This window comes from Flavobacterium sp. W22_SRS_FK3, from assembly GCF_052113665.1.
GTDB lineage: Bacteria > Bacteroidota > Bacteroidia > Flavobacteriales > Flavobacteriaceae > Flavobacterium.
In genome coordinates, this window is the sequence record NZ_JBGQOF010000012.1 from 36,876 (window position 1) to 51,454 (window position 14,579).

Annotated in this window: 15 protein-coding genes; 12 read left to right on the top strand and 3 right to left on the bottom strand. The window is 34.0% G+C overall.

Annotated elements, in window-relative coordinates; genetic code table 11:
* Positions 1-54 precede the first annotated feature (54 nt).
* From ACEN2I_RS13075 to ACEN2I_RS13110, 8 genes are all read left to right on the top strand, one after another.
* Positions 55-594 (top strand): YceI family protein, encoded by a 540-nt coding sequence (locus ACEN2I_RS13075; protein ID WP_441766544.1) that lies wholly within the window; start codon positions 55-57, stop codon positions 592-594.
* 131 nt (positions 595-725) lie between these two features.
* Positions 726-1,592, top strand: coding sequence for a helix-turn-helix domain-containing protein (locus tag ACEN2I_RS13080; protein ID WP_441766545.1), 867 nt, complete (start codon positions 726-728; stop codon positions 1,590-1,592).
* 142 nt (positions 1,593-1,734) lie between these two features.
* Positions 1,735-2,748 (top strand): ferrochelatase, encoded by a 1,014-nt coding sequence (gene hemH, locus ACEN2I_RS13085; protein ID WP_441766546.1) that lies wholly within the window; start codon positions 1,735-1,737, stop codon positions 2,746-2,748.
* A gap of 34 nt (positions 2,749-2,782) precedes the next feature.
* Positions 2,783-3,331, top strand: a complete 549-nt coding sequence (locus ACEN2I_RS13090; protein ID WP_441766547.1) for a CopD family protein — start codon at positions 2,783-2,785, stop codon at positions 3,329-3,331.
* A gap of 132 nt (positions 3,332-3,463) precedes the next feature.
* Complete coding sequence (locus ACEN2I_RS13095) at positions 3,464-4,879, top strand: sensor histidine kinase (RefSeq protein ID WP_441766643.1); 1,416 nt, start codon at positions 3,464-3,466, stop codon at positions 4,877-4,879.
* Positions 4,880-4,890: 11 nt separating this feature from the next.
* Positions 4,891-5,673: an enoyl-CoA hydratase/isomerase family protein gene (locus ACEN2I_RS13100; RefSeq protein WP_441766548.1), complete on the top strand. Its 783-nt coding sequence runs from the start codon at positions 4,891-4,893 to the stop codon at positions 5,671-5,673.
* Between the two features lie 120 nt (positions 5,674-5,793).
* Positions 5,794-6,195: a hypothetical protein gene (locus ACEN2I_RS13105; RefSeq protein ID WP_441766549.1), complete on the top strand. Its 402-nt coding sequence runs from the start codon at positions 5,794-5,796 to the stop codon at positions 6,193-6,195.
* A 65-nt stretch (positions 6,196-6,260) separates the two neighbouring features.
* On the top strand, positions 6,261-6,695 hold the full coding sequence (locus ACEN2I_RS13110; RefSeq protein WP_441766550.1) for a DinB family protein: 435 nt from the start codon (positions 6,261-6,263) through the stop codon (positions 6,693-6,695).
* A 160-nt stretch (positions 6,696-6,855) separates the two neighbouring features.
* Here the strand turns inward: ACEN2I_RS13110 and ACEN2I_RS13115 are convergent, their stop codons facing one another.
* From ACEN2I_RS13115 to ACEN2I_RS13125, 3 genes are all read right to left on the bottom strand, one after another.
* Positions 6,856-7,509 (bottom strand): metal-dependent transcriptional regulator, encoded by a 654-nt coding sequence (locus ACEN2I_RS13115; RefSeq protein ID WP_441766551.1) that lies wholly within the window; start codon positions 7,507-7,509, stop codon positions 6,856-6,858.
* Between the two features lie 97 nt (positions 7,510-7,606).
* On the bottom strand, positions 7,607-9,478 hold the full coding sequence (locus ACEN2I_RS13120; protein ID WP_441766552.1) for an Nramp family divalent metal transporter: 1,872 nt from the start codon (positions 9,476-9,478) through the stop codon (positions 7,607-7,609).
* Between the two features lie 66 nt (positions 9,479-9,544).
* Positions 9,545-9,943, bottom strand: coding sequence for a Fur family transcriptional regulator (locus ACEN2I_RS13125; protein WP_441766553.1), 399 nt, complete (start codon positions 9,941-9,943; stop codon positions 9,545-9,547).
* A 94-nt stretch (positions 9,944-10,037) separates the two neighbouring features.
* On the opposite strand from ACEN2I_RS13125, the gene ACEN2I_RS13130 reads away from it, so the two are divergent.
* The 4 genes from ACEN2I_RS13130 (at position 10,038) to ACEN2I_RS13145 (ending at position 14,572) form a co-directional block, all read left to right on the top strand.
* Positions 10,038-10,382 (top strand): MerC domain-containing protein, encoded by a 345-nt coding sequence (locus ACEN2I_RS13130; RefSeq protein ID WP_441766554.1) that lies wholly within the window; start codon positions 10,038-10,040, stop codon positions 10,380-10,382.
* A gap of 19 nt (positions 10,383-10,401) precedes the next feature.
* Positions 10,402-11,310 carry an NAD(P)/FAD-dependent oxidoreductase gene (locus tag ACEN2I_RS13135; RefSeq protein WP_441766555.1) on the top strand — a complete coding sequence of 303 codons (909 nt, stop codon included), beginning with the start codon at positions 10,402-10,404 and terminating at the stop codon, positions 11,308-11,310.
* 250 nt (positions 11,311-11,560) lie between these two features.
* Positions 11,561-13,858 carry a TonB-dependent receptor gene (locus ACEN2I_RS13140; RefSeq protein ID WP_441766556.1) on the top strand — a complete coding sequence of 766 codons (2,298 nt, stop codon included), beginning with the start codon at positions 11,561-11,563 and terminating at the stop codon, positions 13,856-13,858.
* A gap of 249 nt (positions 13,859-14,107) precedes the next feature.
* Positions 14,108-14,572, top strand: a complete 465-nt coding sequence (locus tag ACEN2I_RS13145) for a thioredoxin family protein (RefSeq protein ID WP_441766557.1) — start codon at positions 14,108-14,110, stop codon at positions 14,570-14,572.
* The last annotated feature ends 7 nt before the right edge of the window (positions 14,573-14,579 follow it).

A 14,579-nucleotide genomic window follows, 5' to 3' on the forward strand; every position in this document is an offset into this window, starting at 1 on the left:
TGCTTATCCGTTGAAATTAATTAAAAACCTGAATAATAATTTAAAATCAAAGACATGAAAAAACTCATACTTATAGCATTATTATGTGTTTCTACAATTAGCTTTTCGCAACAAAAAAGGATCAGTAAAACAGGAAAGATTACTTTTGAAGCTTCAGTTCCTTCCTTTGAAGAAGTTAAAGCAACCAATACGAACGTAACTTTTGTTTTGAATCCGGCTACAGGTGAAATTGCAAGTTTAGCCTTAATGAAAGGATTTCGATTTAAAGTTGCTTTGATGGAAGAACATTTTAACGAAAATTATATTGAAAGTGATCAATATCCAAAAGCAATATTTAAAGGAAAAATAGAAGACTTCGATTTAAACAGCCTTACTGCCGGTCCTAAAGATTTTATTATAAAAGGGACTTTACAGCTTCATGGAAAATTGAAAGATATATCGACCACAGCGCAAATAAGCATGTCAGAATCGGCAATTAGTATTGTATCTGATTTTGCTGTAAACGCCAGTGATTTTAATATTGCAATACCTTCACTCGTTAAAAACAAAGTTTCTAATAAAATAAATATTAAAGTTGCTGCTACTTTAAAATAATGTATCAAAACAATAAAGATTTTATAAATTTAGAAGCAAGTAAACAATAAACCATCAAAAAGATTTAATTTTGAAAGACCAATTATTCGTTTTGTAAAAAACGGCAATAGTAACTAGAAAGTAAATCAAAAATGGAGGAGGAAATAAAAATTGAAGACGACTTTACACTTATTCGTTTTCAAAACGACAGTTCAAAGCCTTTTTTTGCACAACGCGAAGTGGGTAGTGGTTTGATACAGTTTCATTTCGGACTAAAAGGCAATGCTAAATTTTTATTCAACCAAGGCAATTATGCTTTAGATTTGAAGGAAGAAAAATCATTGCTTTTGTATAATCCACAAAAAGAATTACCTCTAAATTTAGAACTCACTCCAAATTCCTGGGTAATCTCCGTAATTGTATCGATCAAGAAATTTCATGCGCTGTTTTCTGCAGAAGCAGATTATATTACTTTTTTAAGTCCTGATAATAAGGACAAAAAATATTATAACGAAGGAAATATCAGTCCTTCTATGGCTATTGTGTTGAGTCAGCTGTTTCATTATAACCTTCACCCATCCATAAAAAACCTGTATTACAAAGGAAAAGGATATGAATTATTGAGTTTGTATTTTAATCGAACCGAAGACCCAAATGCAGAACAATGTCCGTTTTTGGTTGATGAAGACAATGTTTTGAAAATCCGAAGAGCGAAAGAAATCATCATCGCGAATATGGCCGAACCTCCAGGATTACAGGAGTTGGCCGATGAAATTGGTTTGAATTTGAAGAAACTCAAAATGGGTTTCAAACAAATTTACGGCGATACGGTTTACGGTTTTCTATTCGATTACAAAATGGATTTTGCCAGAAAACTGCTGGACAGCGGATCTTACAACGTAAACGAAGTGGGATTGAAAATTGGTTACAGTACAGGAAGTCATTTCATTGCGGCATTCAAGAAGAAGTTTGCGACAACTCCAAAAAAATATTTGATGTCGATTAATACGAATGTGTAAAGGCATCACTTTTATATATCAAAACATAAATAAAAAATAACATTTATCATATTTCCAGAAAGTTGAGAAATCTACTTTTGACGAAAATTTAAACCAACAAATGCTTAAAGCCTAAAGCTTAAAGCCTAAAGCAAAAAAATCAATGAAAGGCGTATTATTAGTAAACTTAGGATCTCCAGAAAGTCCAACACCAAAAGATGTAAAACCATATTTAGACGAATTTTTAATGGATAAATACGTAATCGACGTTCCGTATTTGTTAAGAGCATTACTGGTTCGCGGTATTATTCTTAGAAAAAGACCTGAAGAATCAGCGCACGCTTATGCGAAAATCTGGTGGGAAGAAGGTTCTCCATTAGTAGTGCTTTCTGAAAGAATGCAGAAAAAAGTACAGCCTTTGGTAAATGTTCCGGTTGCTTTGGCCATGCGCTACGGATCAATGACTATCGAAAAAGGACTTCAGGAATTACATGATAAAGGTGTGGATGAAGTAATGCTTTTTCCATTATATCCGCAATATGCGATGGCTTCGACTTTGACTATTTTAGTTAAAGCTGAGGAAATCCGTAAAAAGAAATTTCCAAACATGACTTTTACCGATGTTCCGGCTTTTTACAACAAACCAGATTACATCAAGAATTTAGCAGATTCTATTCGAAAACACTTAGTTGGATTTGATTATGATCACTTGTTGTTTTCGTATCACGGAATCCCCGAGCGTCATATCCGCAAAACCGATATAACCAAGTCGCATTGCAAAATTGATGGTTCCTGCTGTAATACGCCTTCACCGGCTCATGAGTTTTGCTACCGCCATCAATGTTATGAAACAACCAAACAAGTAGTGAAGTTATTAGGTATCCCTGAAGATAAATATAGTTTGACATTTCAATCCCGTTTAGCAGGTGATAAATGGTTAGAACCATACACTGACATAGAAATCGATAAAATGCCCGGAAAGGGAATCAGAAATCTGGCCGTTGTAACACCTGCTTTCGTTTCGGATTGTTTGGAAACTTTGGAAGAAATCGCCATGCGCGCCAAAGAAGATTTTGAAGCAAATGGAGGAGAAGAGTTTCTTGCTGTTCCGTGTTTGAATGATGATGACGAGTGGTGTGAGACGGTTAGTAATTGGATTAATGATTGGGCTAAATAGATAATAGAAGAAAGAGTAAAGAAAAAAGACTTAAATGGATTATTATAACTACTTAAAATCACTACATCTAATCTTTGTAATCACTTGGTTTGCAGGATTGTTTTATATTGTACGCCTATTTGTGTATCAAATTGAAGCCAATGAAAAACCATCACCTGAAAAAGAAATTTTACAGGCGCAATACAAAATAATGAGTTATCGTCTGTGGTATATTATAACATGGCCATCAGCAATTTTAGCAAGTATTTTTGCTTTTTGGATGCTGTTTTTCACGGATTTAGGAAATGCGTGGCTCAAAATGCCCTGGATGCACGTAAAATTGTGTTTTGTGTTTTTATTATATTTATATCATTTAAGATGTCATCAAATTTTCAGGCAATTGCAAAATGATAAGGTAAAATATTCCGGTAGTTATATGCGTTTGTGGAATGAAGGCGCAACTATTATTCTCTTTGCAGTAGTTTTTTTAGTCGTTTTAAAAAGTGCCATAAACTGGATTTTCGGTGTAATTGGAATCATTTTATTCTCGGTTTTACTAATGCTGGGCTATAAGTTTTATAAAAGAATAAGAGAAAAGAAGTAATTAGTAAAAACAGTGATTAGTTATTAGCATTTTTAAGCTTTGTAAATCACTGATTACTATTCACTAATCACGAATTAAATGAACAACTTAAAAATGTCAATGCTTTCGTTACGTACCAGGATTTTCCTGTCGATGATTGTATTGATTGTTGTGGCATCTTGTTTATTGGCATCGATTTCGATTATTCAATTTAAAAATGAAGCCAAAGAATACCATCAGGAACGTTTAGAACGAAAAGAGAATGCTGTAAAAGAGCACATCAATTACGTTCTGGCTACTACAACCTATCCTTTAAAAACCGGAAATCTGGATTTGATTTTTAAAGATAAAATTCATGAATTAGCTCAAATTCACAAAATAGAAATCAATATTTACAGTCTTGACGGTAAGTTACTCAAATCATCCAAGGAGTCTTTTGCAGTTGATAAAGTAGCACCTCCTGTTCCGGATTATATTCTGAAATTGGTTAAATCCTCAATAGAAAAGCGTTTTGTAGACATTAAAACTATTGATGGCATCAAAAACAGATCTTCATACAGTTTAATCAAAGACGAAAAATTCAAGCCTCTTGGTATTTTAAACCTTCCTTATTTAGAAGATGACGGGTATTATGACAACGAATTGAATACTTTCCTGATTCGTTTAAGTCAGGTATATTCGTTTATGCTGCTTGTCGCTTTTGCATTGGCATATTTCCTTTCGACTTACATCACAAAATCATTAAAAACAATTTCTGACAGATTGGAAGAGACCAATCTGGACCAGAAAAACGAGAAAATTGTTTTAGAAGCCAACAGCAAGGAAGTTAATTTCCTTATTAAGGCATACAACGGAATGGTTGAAAAATTAGAAAGCAGCGCCATAAAGCTTGCACAAAGCGAGCGTGAGGAAGCCTGGCGCGAAATGGCGAAACAGGTTGCGCACGAAATTAAAAATCCGCTTACCCCGATGCGATTAACAGTTCAGAGTTTTCAGCGTAAGTTTGATCCGAATGATCCAGATGTCAAACAAAAAATGAACGATTATTCCGAAACTTTAATTCAGCAAATTGATACGATGACTGCGGTGGCTTCGGCATTTTCGAATTTTGCTTCAATGCCTGCACAGCAAAATGAGACTTTAAATGTTGTTGAGGTTGTAGAATTGGCGCTGGATATTTTCAATGAAGATTATATTTCGTTTCAAAGCGACGAAGAAGAAATCATTTCTAAAATGGATCGTACGCAACTGATTCGTGTGATTACCAATCTGGTTAAAAATGCAACACAGGCAATTCCGGAAAGCCAATTTCATAAATCAATTTTAGTTACCGTAAAACGCATTAATGATCATGTTGAAATTGCAGTAAAAGACAACGGAATCGGGATTCAGAAGCTGGATACCGGCCGAATTTTTGAACCAAAATTCACCACCAAAACCAGCGGTATGGGACTTGGTTTAGGAATTATAAAAAACATCATCGAAAATTACAAAGGAACAATTACCTTTGAGTCAACTTACGGAAAAGGAACCACTTTTAGAGTTTCTTTGCCTATCACAAACTCATAAAAAACAGCGTCATGAACTACGAAAACGTTTTAATTTCTATTGAAGAAAGAATTGCAACCGTAACCATTAACCGACCTACAAAGTTGAATGCCTTAAACAAAGCAACAATTAGTGATTTGAGTAAAGCAATCAAATTATTAGGAAAAAATGAGGATGTTCGCGTTATCATTTTAACCGGAAGTGGAGAAAAAGCATTTGTAGCCGGAGCGGATATTTCAGAATTTGCAAATTATACTATTGTAGAAGGATCACAACTTGCTGCTGAAGGCCAGGAAACATTGTTTGATTTTATTGAAGGTTTAAAAAAACCAGTAATTGCAGCCGTAAATGGTTTTGCATTGGGCGGCGGATTAGAATTGGCAATGGCCTGTCATTTTAGAGTAGCTTCTGACAAAGCCAAAATGGGTTTGCCGGAAGTTTCTTTAGGATTGATTCCGGGTTATGGAGGAACACAGCGTCTGCCGCAATTAATAGGGAAAGGACGTGCTATGGAAATGATCATGACTGCAGGAATGATTTCTGCTGAAGAAGCGAAACAATATGGTTTGGTAAATTACGTAGTACCACAGGCGGAACTTTTATCCTTTACAAATGTAATTGCCCAAAAAATAATTAAAAATGCACCGTTTGCCATCAGTAAAGCGATAAAAGCCATCAATTCTAATTACAAAGACGGAAAAGACGGTTTTGAAGTCGAAATAAAATCATTCGGAAAATGTTTCGGAACTCAGGATTTTAAAGAAGGAACTACCGCTTTTTTAGAAAAACGAAAAGCCGAATTTACAGGAAAATAATTTTTCTTAACCGAAAAGTCCGCAAGGTATTATGCCAAGAATGCAAGTAAATTAAAAAAACTTAGCAAACCCTGCGTAAATCTTAGCGACCTTTGTGGTTAAATATAACAATACATTACTATGTCATACGAACCAATATTTGCTCTCTTCTGCGAACGTGTCAAAGAAAGCATTCAAAGCGGTACATTTGCCAAATTAACACTTGCCAAAACGATTGGAGATACAGAAATCAAGAATATTTATTTCCGTTTGATTTTAAATGAAGACAATACTTGGTCAATTTCCTTAACCACTCGCTATAAAACCGAAGAAATTGAAAGTATTCACACTTTAGATGAAGCTTTACTGATATTGGGTTCTCATATTAAAAATCCGTTTTTGACGGCACTTTTATTTACAACAGATAATGATGTAACATTCAAAGTAAACAAGAAAAATGCCGGAAGCATTATCGAACAGCCGCCAACATTCAAAAATGCTTCACCAGTAATGCTGGAAATGATTGAAAGAGGGATTGTATAACATTAAAAAGATAGTATGGATGAACTTAAAAAATACTATGGAAACAATTTGGAGCTGTCATTGATATGCTTGAAAGTTCTATTTCAGTTTGTCCGGAAAGCTTCTGGGAAAAAAAAGAGTTTTGGTATTTTGTTTATCACACTATTTTTTGGTTAGATTATTATTCATCTACTGAACCGGAGACATTTTCTCCTCCTAAACCCTTTTCTCTATCTGAATTTGATCCAAAAGGAATTTTTCCAGAAAGAATTTATTCAAAAGAAGAATTGCTGGAATATCTTGAGTATTCGCGTAAAAAAGGCTTCATTTTAATTGATGGTCTAACTGAAGAAACGGCAAAAGAAAGATTCATCACCAAAAAGAAAAATTACAGCAGGATCGAAATGATCATTTACAACATGCGACATATCCAGCATCATGTGGGGCAATTGAATTTGTTATTGAGACAAAATGAAGATGTTGCCGGGATATGGATTTCTCAAACGGATAAAAGATATTAGAATAGATTAATTTCGAATCAATATTATATTTTTATCTGGAACGAATTAAAATGAGTCGCTGCAATATTAATTGTTCCTCTTCAATTTTAAAAAAAATACGAAATATTGGAATCTTTGTGTTCAATCTGCGAAGTCTTTGCGAATCTCTGTGGAATAACTTCTAAACCAGTTTTACAAACAAATTCGAAGCAATCTTATTTGAAATAGACAATTCATTGCCATCTACTTTAATTTTCAAAGATAAATCAAAAGATTCTTTAGAGAGAAACTCAATTTGCGAACCCAGAGCAATTTCCTGCTTGTCAAGATATTTCAAAAATTCTGAAGAAGTATCTTTTACGCCTACGCAAACACCGGTTTGGTTTTCTGCTAATTCTGAAAGTAAGTATTTTTCAATTTTAATGATACGGCCATTGGCATCCGGAATGGGGTCTCCGTGCGGATCTTCTGTAGGATTGCCCAGAAAATCATCCAGACGGTTAATCAATTGTTCTGATTTGATGTGTTCAAGCTGTTCTGCAATATCGTGGACTTCATCCCAGCTGAAATTTAATTTTTCTACCAAAAAAACTTCCCACAACCGATGTTTTCTGACAATCATTTTTGCAGAGAGTTTTCCGTTCTCTGTCAATGAAACTCCCTGATATTTTTTATAGTTCACCAAATCCTTTTCCGATAGCTTTTTAAGCATATCCGTAACCGATGAAGCTTTGGTTTCCATCATTTCGGCAATGGCATTCGTGCTGACTTCTGTTTCTAAGGAAGCCGTAAGATGGTATATCGCTTTAAGGTAGTTTTCTTCTGAGAAAGTCATTTTTTGAAAGTTTCTAAGGTTCTGAGATAGTAAGTTGCTAAGTCGAATGAATTCAGGAAAAAAACCTTAGTATCTTAGCAACTTAGTGCTTTAGCAGCTATTTTTTAACAATCAACAAAGGTATCGAAATTTTATGTCTCAATTTGTCTACGGTTGTGCCAAATAAAATATCTTTTAGACCAGTGTGGCCGTGGGTTCCCATTACTAAAATATCAAAATTTCCTTGATTGATTATCTTCGGAATCACGTTATTGGGTTTTCCAAAACCAAGTTCAGTTTTAATCCTGAAGCCTTTCTGCGAAAGCATTTCTTTATATTCTAATAATAATTTTTCATCTATTGTTGTTTCATGATCGTCAACATGAACACCGTACATTAGGGCACCAACGGTTTCAACAACATGTATTAAGGTATATTCAGCATCAATTCCGCCCAGTTCAAAGGCGTTATTTAATGCGGCTTCATCAGCTTTTGAAAAATCGACTGAAATAGCAATGTTTTTCTTGTTGTAAGTTTCTTTTGGAGTGTACTCTAATTTTAAATGATGCGGAGAGTGATTTTCAATATTTGATTTTGCTCTTGCAATAAAAGGTTTGAATACGATGTAAAGCAGTAATCCAAGAAATCCAAAGGCTAAAGGAACAACGGTAATCCAAAGTATTGCAGGATTATTAGAGCTTTCGAGCCAGGAAGTAATTTCATCATAAACCAATTTAGCATTTAATGAAACTATAATTAAAGCAATAATCCAGGCGGCGATTTGTGTGGTTTTTGAAATATGGAAACCTTTCATTTTGGTTTTATCGCTCACAAAATGTATTAACGGAATAATCGCAAATCCCAATTGTAAACTTAAAATAACCTGACTTAAGATCAATAATTTTCCGGTTACGCTTTCTCCATAAATTAAAATCACAACAACAGCAGGAATAATAGCGATTAAACGTGTTATAATTCGGCGAACCCAAGGCTGAATCCGTAAGTTTAAATATCCTTCCATTACAATTTGTCCGGCTAAAGTTCCGGTTACTGTTGAGCTTTGTCCTGCGGCAATCAAAGCAACGGCAAATAAAATGGGCGCCCATTTAGTTCCTAACAAAGGTTCTAAAAACTGATGTGCATCCTGAATTTCGGCAACCTCAAACATTCCGTTTTTGTAAAATGTGGCTGCTGCCAAAATTAAAATGGCTGCATTGACGAAGAAGGCGAGGTTAAGGGCAATTGTTGAATCTATAAAGTTATATTTTAGTGCTTGTTTTATTCCGGCTGGAGTTCTGTCGAATTTTCTGGTTTGTACCAAAGAAGAATGCAGATACAAATTGTGTGGCATTACGGTTGCCCCAATAATTCCGATGGCGATGTATAAAGCAGCTGAACTCGGAATTGAAGGTACCAATCCATAAATCACTTTGTCAAGTTCCGGTTCGGCAAAAATCATTTCAAAAATGAAAGAGAAACCTATAATAGCAACTAATACAATAATAAAAGCTTCCATTTTACGGATTCCTTTATTGATAAGAAACAGCAATAGAAAAGTATCCAAAACAGTAATTAAAACACCTTCAATAAGCGGAATATCAAATAATAAGTTAATTCCGATTGCCATTCCCAAAACCTCTGCTAAATCACATGCAGCAATGGCAATTTCGGCTAAAAAGTATAATATATAATTGATGAATTTTGAATAGGTTTCGCGTGAGGCCTGAGCCAAATCTCGCTGAGTAACAATTCCCAGCCGTGCACTCAAACTTTGCAGCAGCAAAGCCATTAAGTTGCTCATTAACAAAACCCAAAGTAAAGAGTATCCAAACTGGCTACCACCGGCAATATCAGTAGCCCAGTTTCCGGGGTCCATATAACCAACACTAACTAAATATGCGGGACCCAAAAAGGCTAATATTTTACGGAATCCAGTTTTTTTATGTTCTGTAGCAACCGATTGGTTTACTTCATCTAAAGATCTGCTCATTTTAAAACGTTGTTTAAACAAATATAGATAAAAATTATATTTGCACAACAAAATTTTTAGACAAGTCTAAATTGAGATGTTTGAATTTAAACAATTAGGGCATAATCCTGATAGGGTAAAATTTATATTAGTGACTTTGTAATTATGAGGCATAATATAACTTGGTTTTACATTTTCAAGACAAGTTATTTCAAGACACTTTTCACAACTAAAATGGGCATGATTATGAATGTGTACCCTCTGTGCATTATGATGGCATTTGGCATATTTTACTGTTCCGTCAAGGTCAACGATTTTGTGAACAATATCATCGTTAACGAGACGGTCCAGAATTCTGTAAACAGTAACGCGATCACATACATCTCCTATTTGTTTGTAAATTTCGGTGTGAGACAGAGCCGTTTTGGATTTTCCAAAAATCTCTAAAACGGCTGTCTTTGCTGTAGTATTTCTTGCTGTTTTCATTTTTATCTGTCTAAAAATATTTAACGCAACTATATTGCGATAAGTTTTAATGTGTATATTTGCAACAAAATTGCATTAATTAAATTTAAAAAAAATGAAGAATATAACATCATCTTTTTACGATATTTTAGGAATTTCAAGTGCAACAATTTGTTTAATTCATTGCCTTATTTTTCCGCTTCTCACAATCCTTCCTCTAGGCTTAAATGATAATCCTGTTATCGATTTATTTTTTGCTTCAATAGGAATATTCGCGATTTTCAAAATTACGAAAAAATCAAGTCCATTGGTTTCCTCAATTTTGGTTGTTTCAATTAGTTTAATTTGGTGCAGTATTTTGTGTGAGATCTTGTTAGAAATTCATCTGCATCTAATTTATTTTGGAGGAATCGGAATGATTATTGGCCATTTAATAAATTATAGAATGCATAAAAAATAAATCATTAAAACAGAAAACCATGAAAAATAAAAATTTTGAAGTTATAATAATAGGCGGAAGTTACAGCGGTTTATCTGCGGCTATGAGTTTGGGTCGTTCTTTACGTCAGGTTTTAATTATTGACAGTGGCTTACCTTGCAACAGACAAACTCCACATTCGCACAATTTTATTACACAAGATGGTGAAAGTCCTGCTATTATTTCGGAGAAAGCCAAATTACAAGTTGACTTTTATAAAACAGTTCGGTTTTTCAACGGACTTGCCATTGAAGCTGTTAAAACACAAAATGGTTTCGAAATTAAGACTGAATCCGGAGAACTATTCACTTCTAAAAAACTCTTGTTCGCTACAGGTGTAAAGGATGTACTTCCGGAAATCAATGGTTTGGTTGAATGTTGGGGGATTTCAGTATTGCATTGTCCCTATTGTCATGGTTATGAAGTTAAAACTGAGAAAACCGGTATTATCGCTAATGGAGAAATGGCTTTTGAGTATGCAAAACTAATTTCGAACTGGACAAAAGATTTAAGGTTACTAACCAATGGAAAATCAACATTAACATCGGAACAAACTAAGGTTCTTGAAAGACATCAAATCGAAATCATTGAAGACGAAATTGAATCTTTGGAACATGAAAATGGAAATATCAAGCAGGTAATCTTCAAAAAGCAATCAAAAATAACTCTAAAAGCAATTTATTTCAGGTCTCCTTTTGAACAGCATTGTTCTTTACCTGAAGTTTTAGGTTGTACTTTAACAGAACAAGGTTTGATCAAAGTCGATATTATGCAGAAGACGAGTATCCCCGGAGTTTTTGCAAGCGGTGATTGTGTTATCCAGGCGAGATCTGTGGCGATGGCGGTTTCTTCCGGATCATTTGCTGGAGCTTCTATTAATAAAGAACTTATTGAGGAATCATTTGCTTGAAATTTTTTTAGACATATAGAATAATAGTCTTTGTATTCAGTAAAAAGACGTTTCACTTGCATTAAAAAAACATAGTTATGTGTGAAAGCTAGCCATTTTAGTAATCTTTATAACAGAACTAATAAAGCTATTTTTCTATGTGCTTAAACAAAAATCCTAAATATTGATTTAAATTCAATTGATTTTTTTGTTTCTAATTATTGTTTGTCAAATTTAATTTTTAGTTTTGTCTAAATTTAATTTTATAACAATGAAAAATTCAATAGTGATATTGATTCTGTTTATTTTACAATTTTCTTATGCGCAGCAAACCACTACTGTATCTGGCTTTGTTTCTGGAAAAGGAAGAAAAATACATGCCGCGAATGTTCATTTATTAGGAACAAATCAAAAAACAGTGACGGATAGTCTGGGATATTATTTGTTGGAAAATGTTGCTGTTGGAAATTATACAATTCAAATCTCTCAATTGGGTTTTCAAACTTTGAAGAAGAAAATTGAAGTTGTCCAAGATTCTATAAATTCATTTGATTTTGAATTGACAGATAATGATAATCAATTAAATGAAGTGGTGGTTTCCGGAACTTTAAAAGCTGTAAAACGATTAGAAAGTGCTGTTCCAGTTGAGGTTTATTCGCCTGTTTTCTTCAAGAAAAATCCAACTCCGAGTATTTACGAAGCGTTGCAAAATATCAATGGCGTTCGACCACAGCTTAATTGTGGTGTTTGTAATACGGGCGATATTCACATAAATGGCTTGGAGGGACCGTATACTTTGGTTTTAATTGATGGAATGCCCATCGTGAGCAGTCTTTCGACGGTTTACGGATTATCCGGAATTCCGAATTCTTTGGTAGAACGAATTGAGATCGTAAAAGGCCCGGCTTCGTCTTTGTACGGAAGTGAAGCCGTTGGCGGTCTGATCAATATTATCACTAAAAACCCAAAGAATGCGCCGGTTTTTTCTGCGGATTATTTTACAACATCTTATTTTGAAAGTAATCTTGATCTCGGAATGAAGTTTAATACCGGAAAAAAAGCAACTTCAATTTTAGGTATAAATTACTTCAATTACGATCAGGTTATTGATAAAGACCACGATAATTTTACTGATGTGACTTTATCTGAACGTATTTCGGTTTTCAATAAATGGAGTTTTCAGCGAAATAATAATCGATTGTTTACTATCGCAGCACGCGTAATGTATGAAGATCGCTGGGGCGGAGATGTGCGTTGGGAGAAAAAATTCCGCGGAGGCGATGAAATTTACGGTGAAAGCATTTATACCAAAAGAGGAGAATTGATAGGAAGTTATCAATTGCCTTTTGAAGAAAAACTGATGCTTTCGTTCTCCGGAAATGTTCATTATCAGGATAGCCGTTACGGAACAACATCGTATATCGCCAATCAAAAAATAGGTTTTTTGCAATTGACCTGGGATAAAAAATTAGGGCGAAATGATTTTCTTGCCGGAATTGCCAGCCGTTATACCTATTACGATGACAATACAACGGCAACAAAAGAAGCCGAAAGTACCTGGTTGCCGGGAATTTTTGTTCAGGACGAAATAACAGTTTCACCAAAAAGTCAGGTTTTGCTTGGCGCGCGTTACGATTACAACTCGATTCACGGTTCGATTTTTACCCCAAGAGCAGCCTATCGATTTAAGGCAAATGAAAATACTATTTTTAGATTAAACGCCGGAACCGGATTTAGGGTTGTCAATTTATTTACCGAAGATCACGCGGCACTTACAGGTTCTAGAGATGTTGTGATTGCAAATAATTTGAATCCTGAAAAATCAATAAATGCGAATCTCAATTACATTCAAAAAATAAATTTTACAAATGGCACTTTTATCGGAATTGAAACCACGGCTTTTTATACCAGATTCAGCAATAAAATCATATCCGACTATGAAACTGATCCGAACAAAATCATTTATGATAATATCGACGGATATGCCATAAGTCAGGGAATTAGCACCAATGTTGATTTGAATTTCACCAATGGATTAAAGTTTATACTGGGCGCAACGGTTCTGGATAATAAAAATGTTGAAAATGGAGTTTCAGAACAACCTTTTTTGACAGAGAATTTTACAGCAACCTGGAGCATTTCTTATAAAATCGAACCGTGGAATTTACTGCTCGATTACACCGGAAATGTTTACAGTCCAATGAAACTGCCATTGCTGAGCGAATATGATCCCAGAAATCCAAAATCGCCTTGGTACAGTATTCAGAATATTCAGTTTACCTACACGGGATGGAAAGATTTTGAAATTTATGGAGGAATCAAGAATCTTTTGAACTTTACTCCAAAACAAAATAATCCATTTTTGATTTCAAGAGCGAATGACCCTTTTGATAAAAACGTACAGATTTCAGATGGAACCAATGTTGGTATTTATGGAAAAGTAGTGCCTCAAGGGCAGGTTGTTGACACTCCGGATAATCCATACGGATTGACTTTTGACACAACTTATGTTTATGGACAAAATCAGTCGATTCGCGGGTTTTTCGGATTGCGATATAATTTCAGATAAATTTTTAAACACATAGATAAACATAGTTTTTTCTCTTTTTGATTAAGGTTAAAATAAATGACAAAACCATACACATAAGTAACAATCATCTTGTAATGTCGCATTTTAAAATCAGTTGATATGAAGTAATACATGATTTTAAACAGCTATTGACAATATTGGTTATTTTGACTTTACGACTTTTAAACTTTTGACTTACTTAGCTATGTGTTTAAATAACTTTGTTATTCAATTACAAACTCCCAAAAAATGAAAAAACTAATGATACTTATCTTCTTCTTCGGAATAATTTCAACAGGATTCTGTCAGATTAAAAGCATAACTTTTGAAGAAATTGAGGATTTACAGCAAATTCAAAATAGAAATATAATCGTTTTTATTCATACTGATTGGTGTCAGTTTTGCCAACGAATGAAACAAATTGCTTTTAAAAATCAGGAAATTATTCAAAAACTGAATTCAGATTTTTATTTTTTGGATTTGAATGCCGAGGAAAAACGAGATATTATATTTAATAATCAGACTTTTAAATATAAACCATCAGGTAATAATGTTGGTGTTCATGAATTAGCTTTGCAGTTAGGAACAATCAACAACCAAATTGTATATCCGGTTTTGTGTATTTTGAATGAGAAATACGAAATTATTCTACAGTATAACAATTACCTCAGCCCAAAAGATTTTAAACTGCTTTTAGAAAAATTGAAAGAATAAAATTCCT

Coding starts and splice junctions, on each gene's coding strand:
- ACEN2I_RS13105 (WP_441766549.1), top strand. CDS start 5,794: ATGTCATACGAACCAATATTTGCTCTCTTCTGCGAACGTGTCAAAGAA.
- ACEN2I_RS13120 (WP_441766552.1), bottom strand. CDS start 9,478: ATGAGCAGATCTTTAGATGAAGTAAACCAATCGGTTGCTACAGAACAT.
- ACEN2I_RS13125 (WP_441766553.1), bottom strand. CDS start 9,943: ATGAAAACAGCAAGAAATACTACAGCAAAGACAGCCGTTTTAGAGATT.
- ACEN2I_RS13145 (WP_441766557.1), top strand. CDS start 14,108: ATGAAAAAACTAATGATACTTATCTTCTTCTTCGGAATAATTTCAACA.
- ACEN2I_RS13080 (WP_441766545.1), top strand. CDS start 726: ATGGAGGAGGAAATAAAAATTGAAGACGACTTTACACTTATTCGTTTT.
- ACEN2I_RS13140 (WP_441766556.1), top strand. CDS start 11,561: ATGAAAAATTCAATAGTGATATTGATTCTGTTTATTTTACAATTTTCT.
- ACEN2I_RS13115 (WP_441766551.1), bottom strand. CDS start 7,509: ATGACTTTCTCAGAAGAAAACTACCTTAAAGCGATATACCATCTTACG.
- ACEN2I_RS13095 (WP_441766643.1), top strand. CDS start 3,464: ATGATTGTATTGATTGTTGTGGCATCTTGTTTATTGGCATCGATTTCG.
- ACEN2I_RS13100 (WP_441766548.1), top strand. CDS start 4,891: ATGAACTACGAAAACGTTTTAATTTCTATTGAAGAAAGAATTGCAACC.
- ACEN2I_RS13075 (WP_441766544.1), top strand. CDS start 55: ATGAAAAAACTCATACTTATAGCATTATTATGTGTTTCTACAATTAGC.
- ACEN2I_RS13110 (WP_441766550.1), top strand. CDS start 6,261: ATGCTTGAAAGTTCTATTTCAGTTTGTCCGGAAAGCTTCTGGGAAAAA.
- ACEN2I_RS13130 (WP_441766554.1), top strand. CDS start 10,038: ATGAAGAATATAACATCATCTTTTTACGATATTTTAGGAATTTCAAGT.
- ACEN2I_RS13090 (WP_441766547.1), top strand. CDS start 2,783: ATGGATTATTATAACTACTTAAAATCACTACATCTAATCTTTGTAATC.
- ACEN2I_RS13135 (WP_441766555.1), top strand. CDS start 10,402: ATGAAAAATAAAAATTTTGAAGTTATAATAATAGGCGGAAGTTACAGC.
- hemH (WP_441766546.1), top strand. CDS start 1,735: ATGAAAGGCGTATTATTAGTAAACTTAGGATCTCCAGAAAGTCCAACA.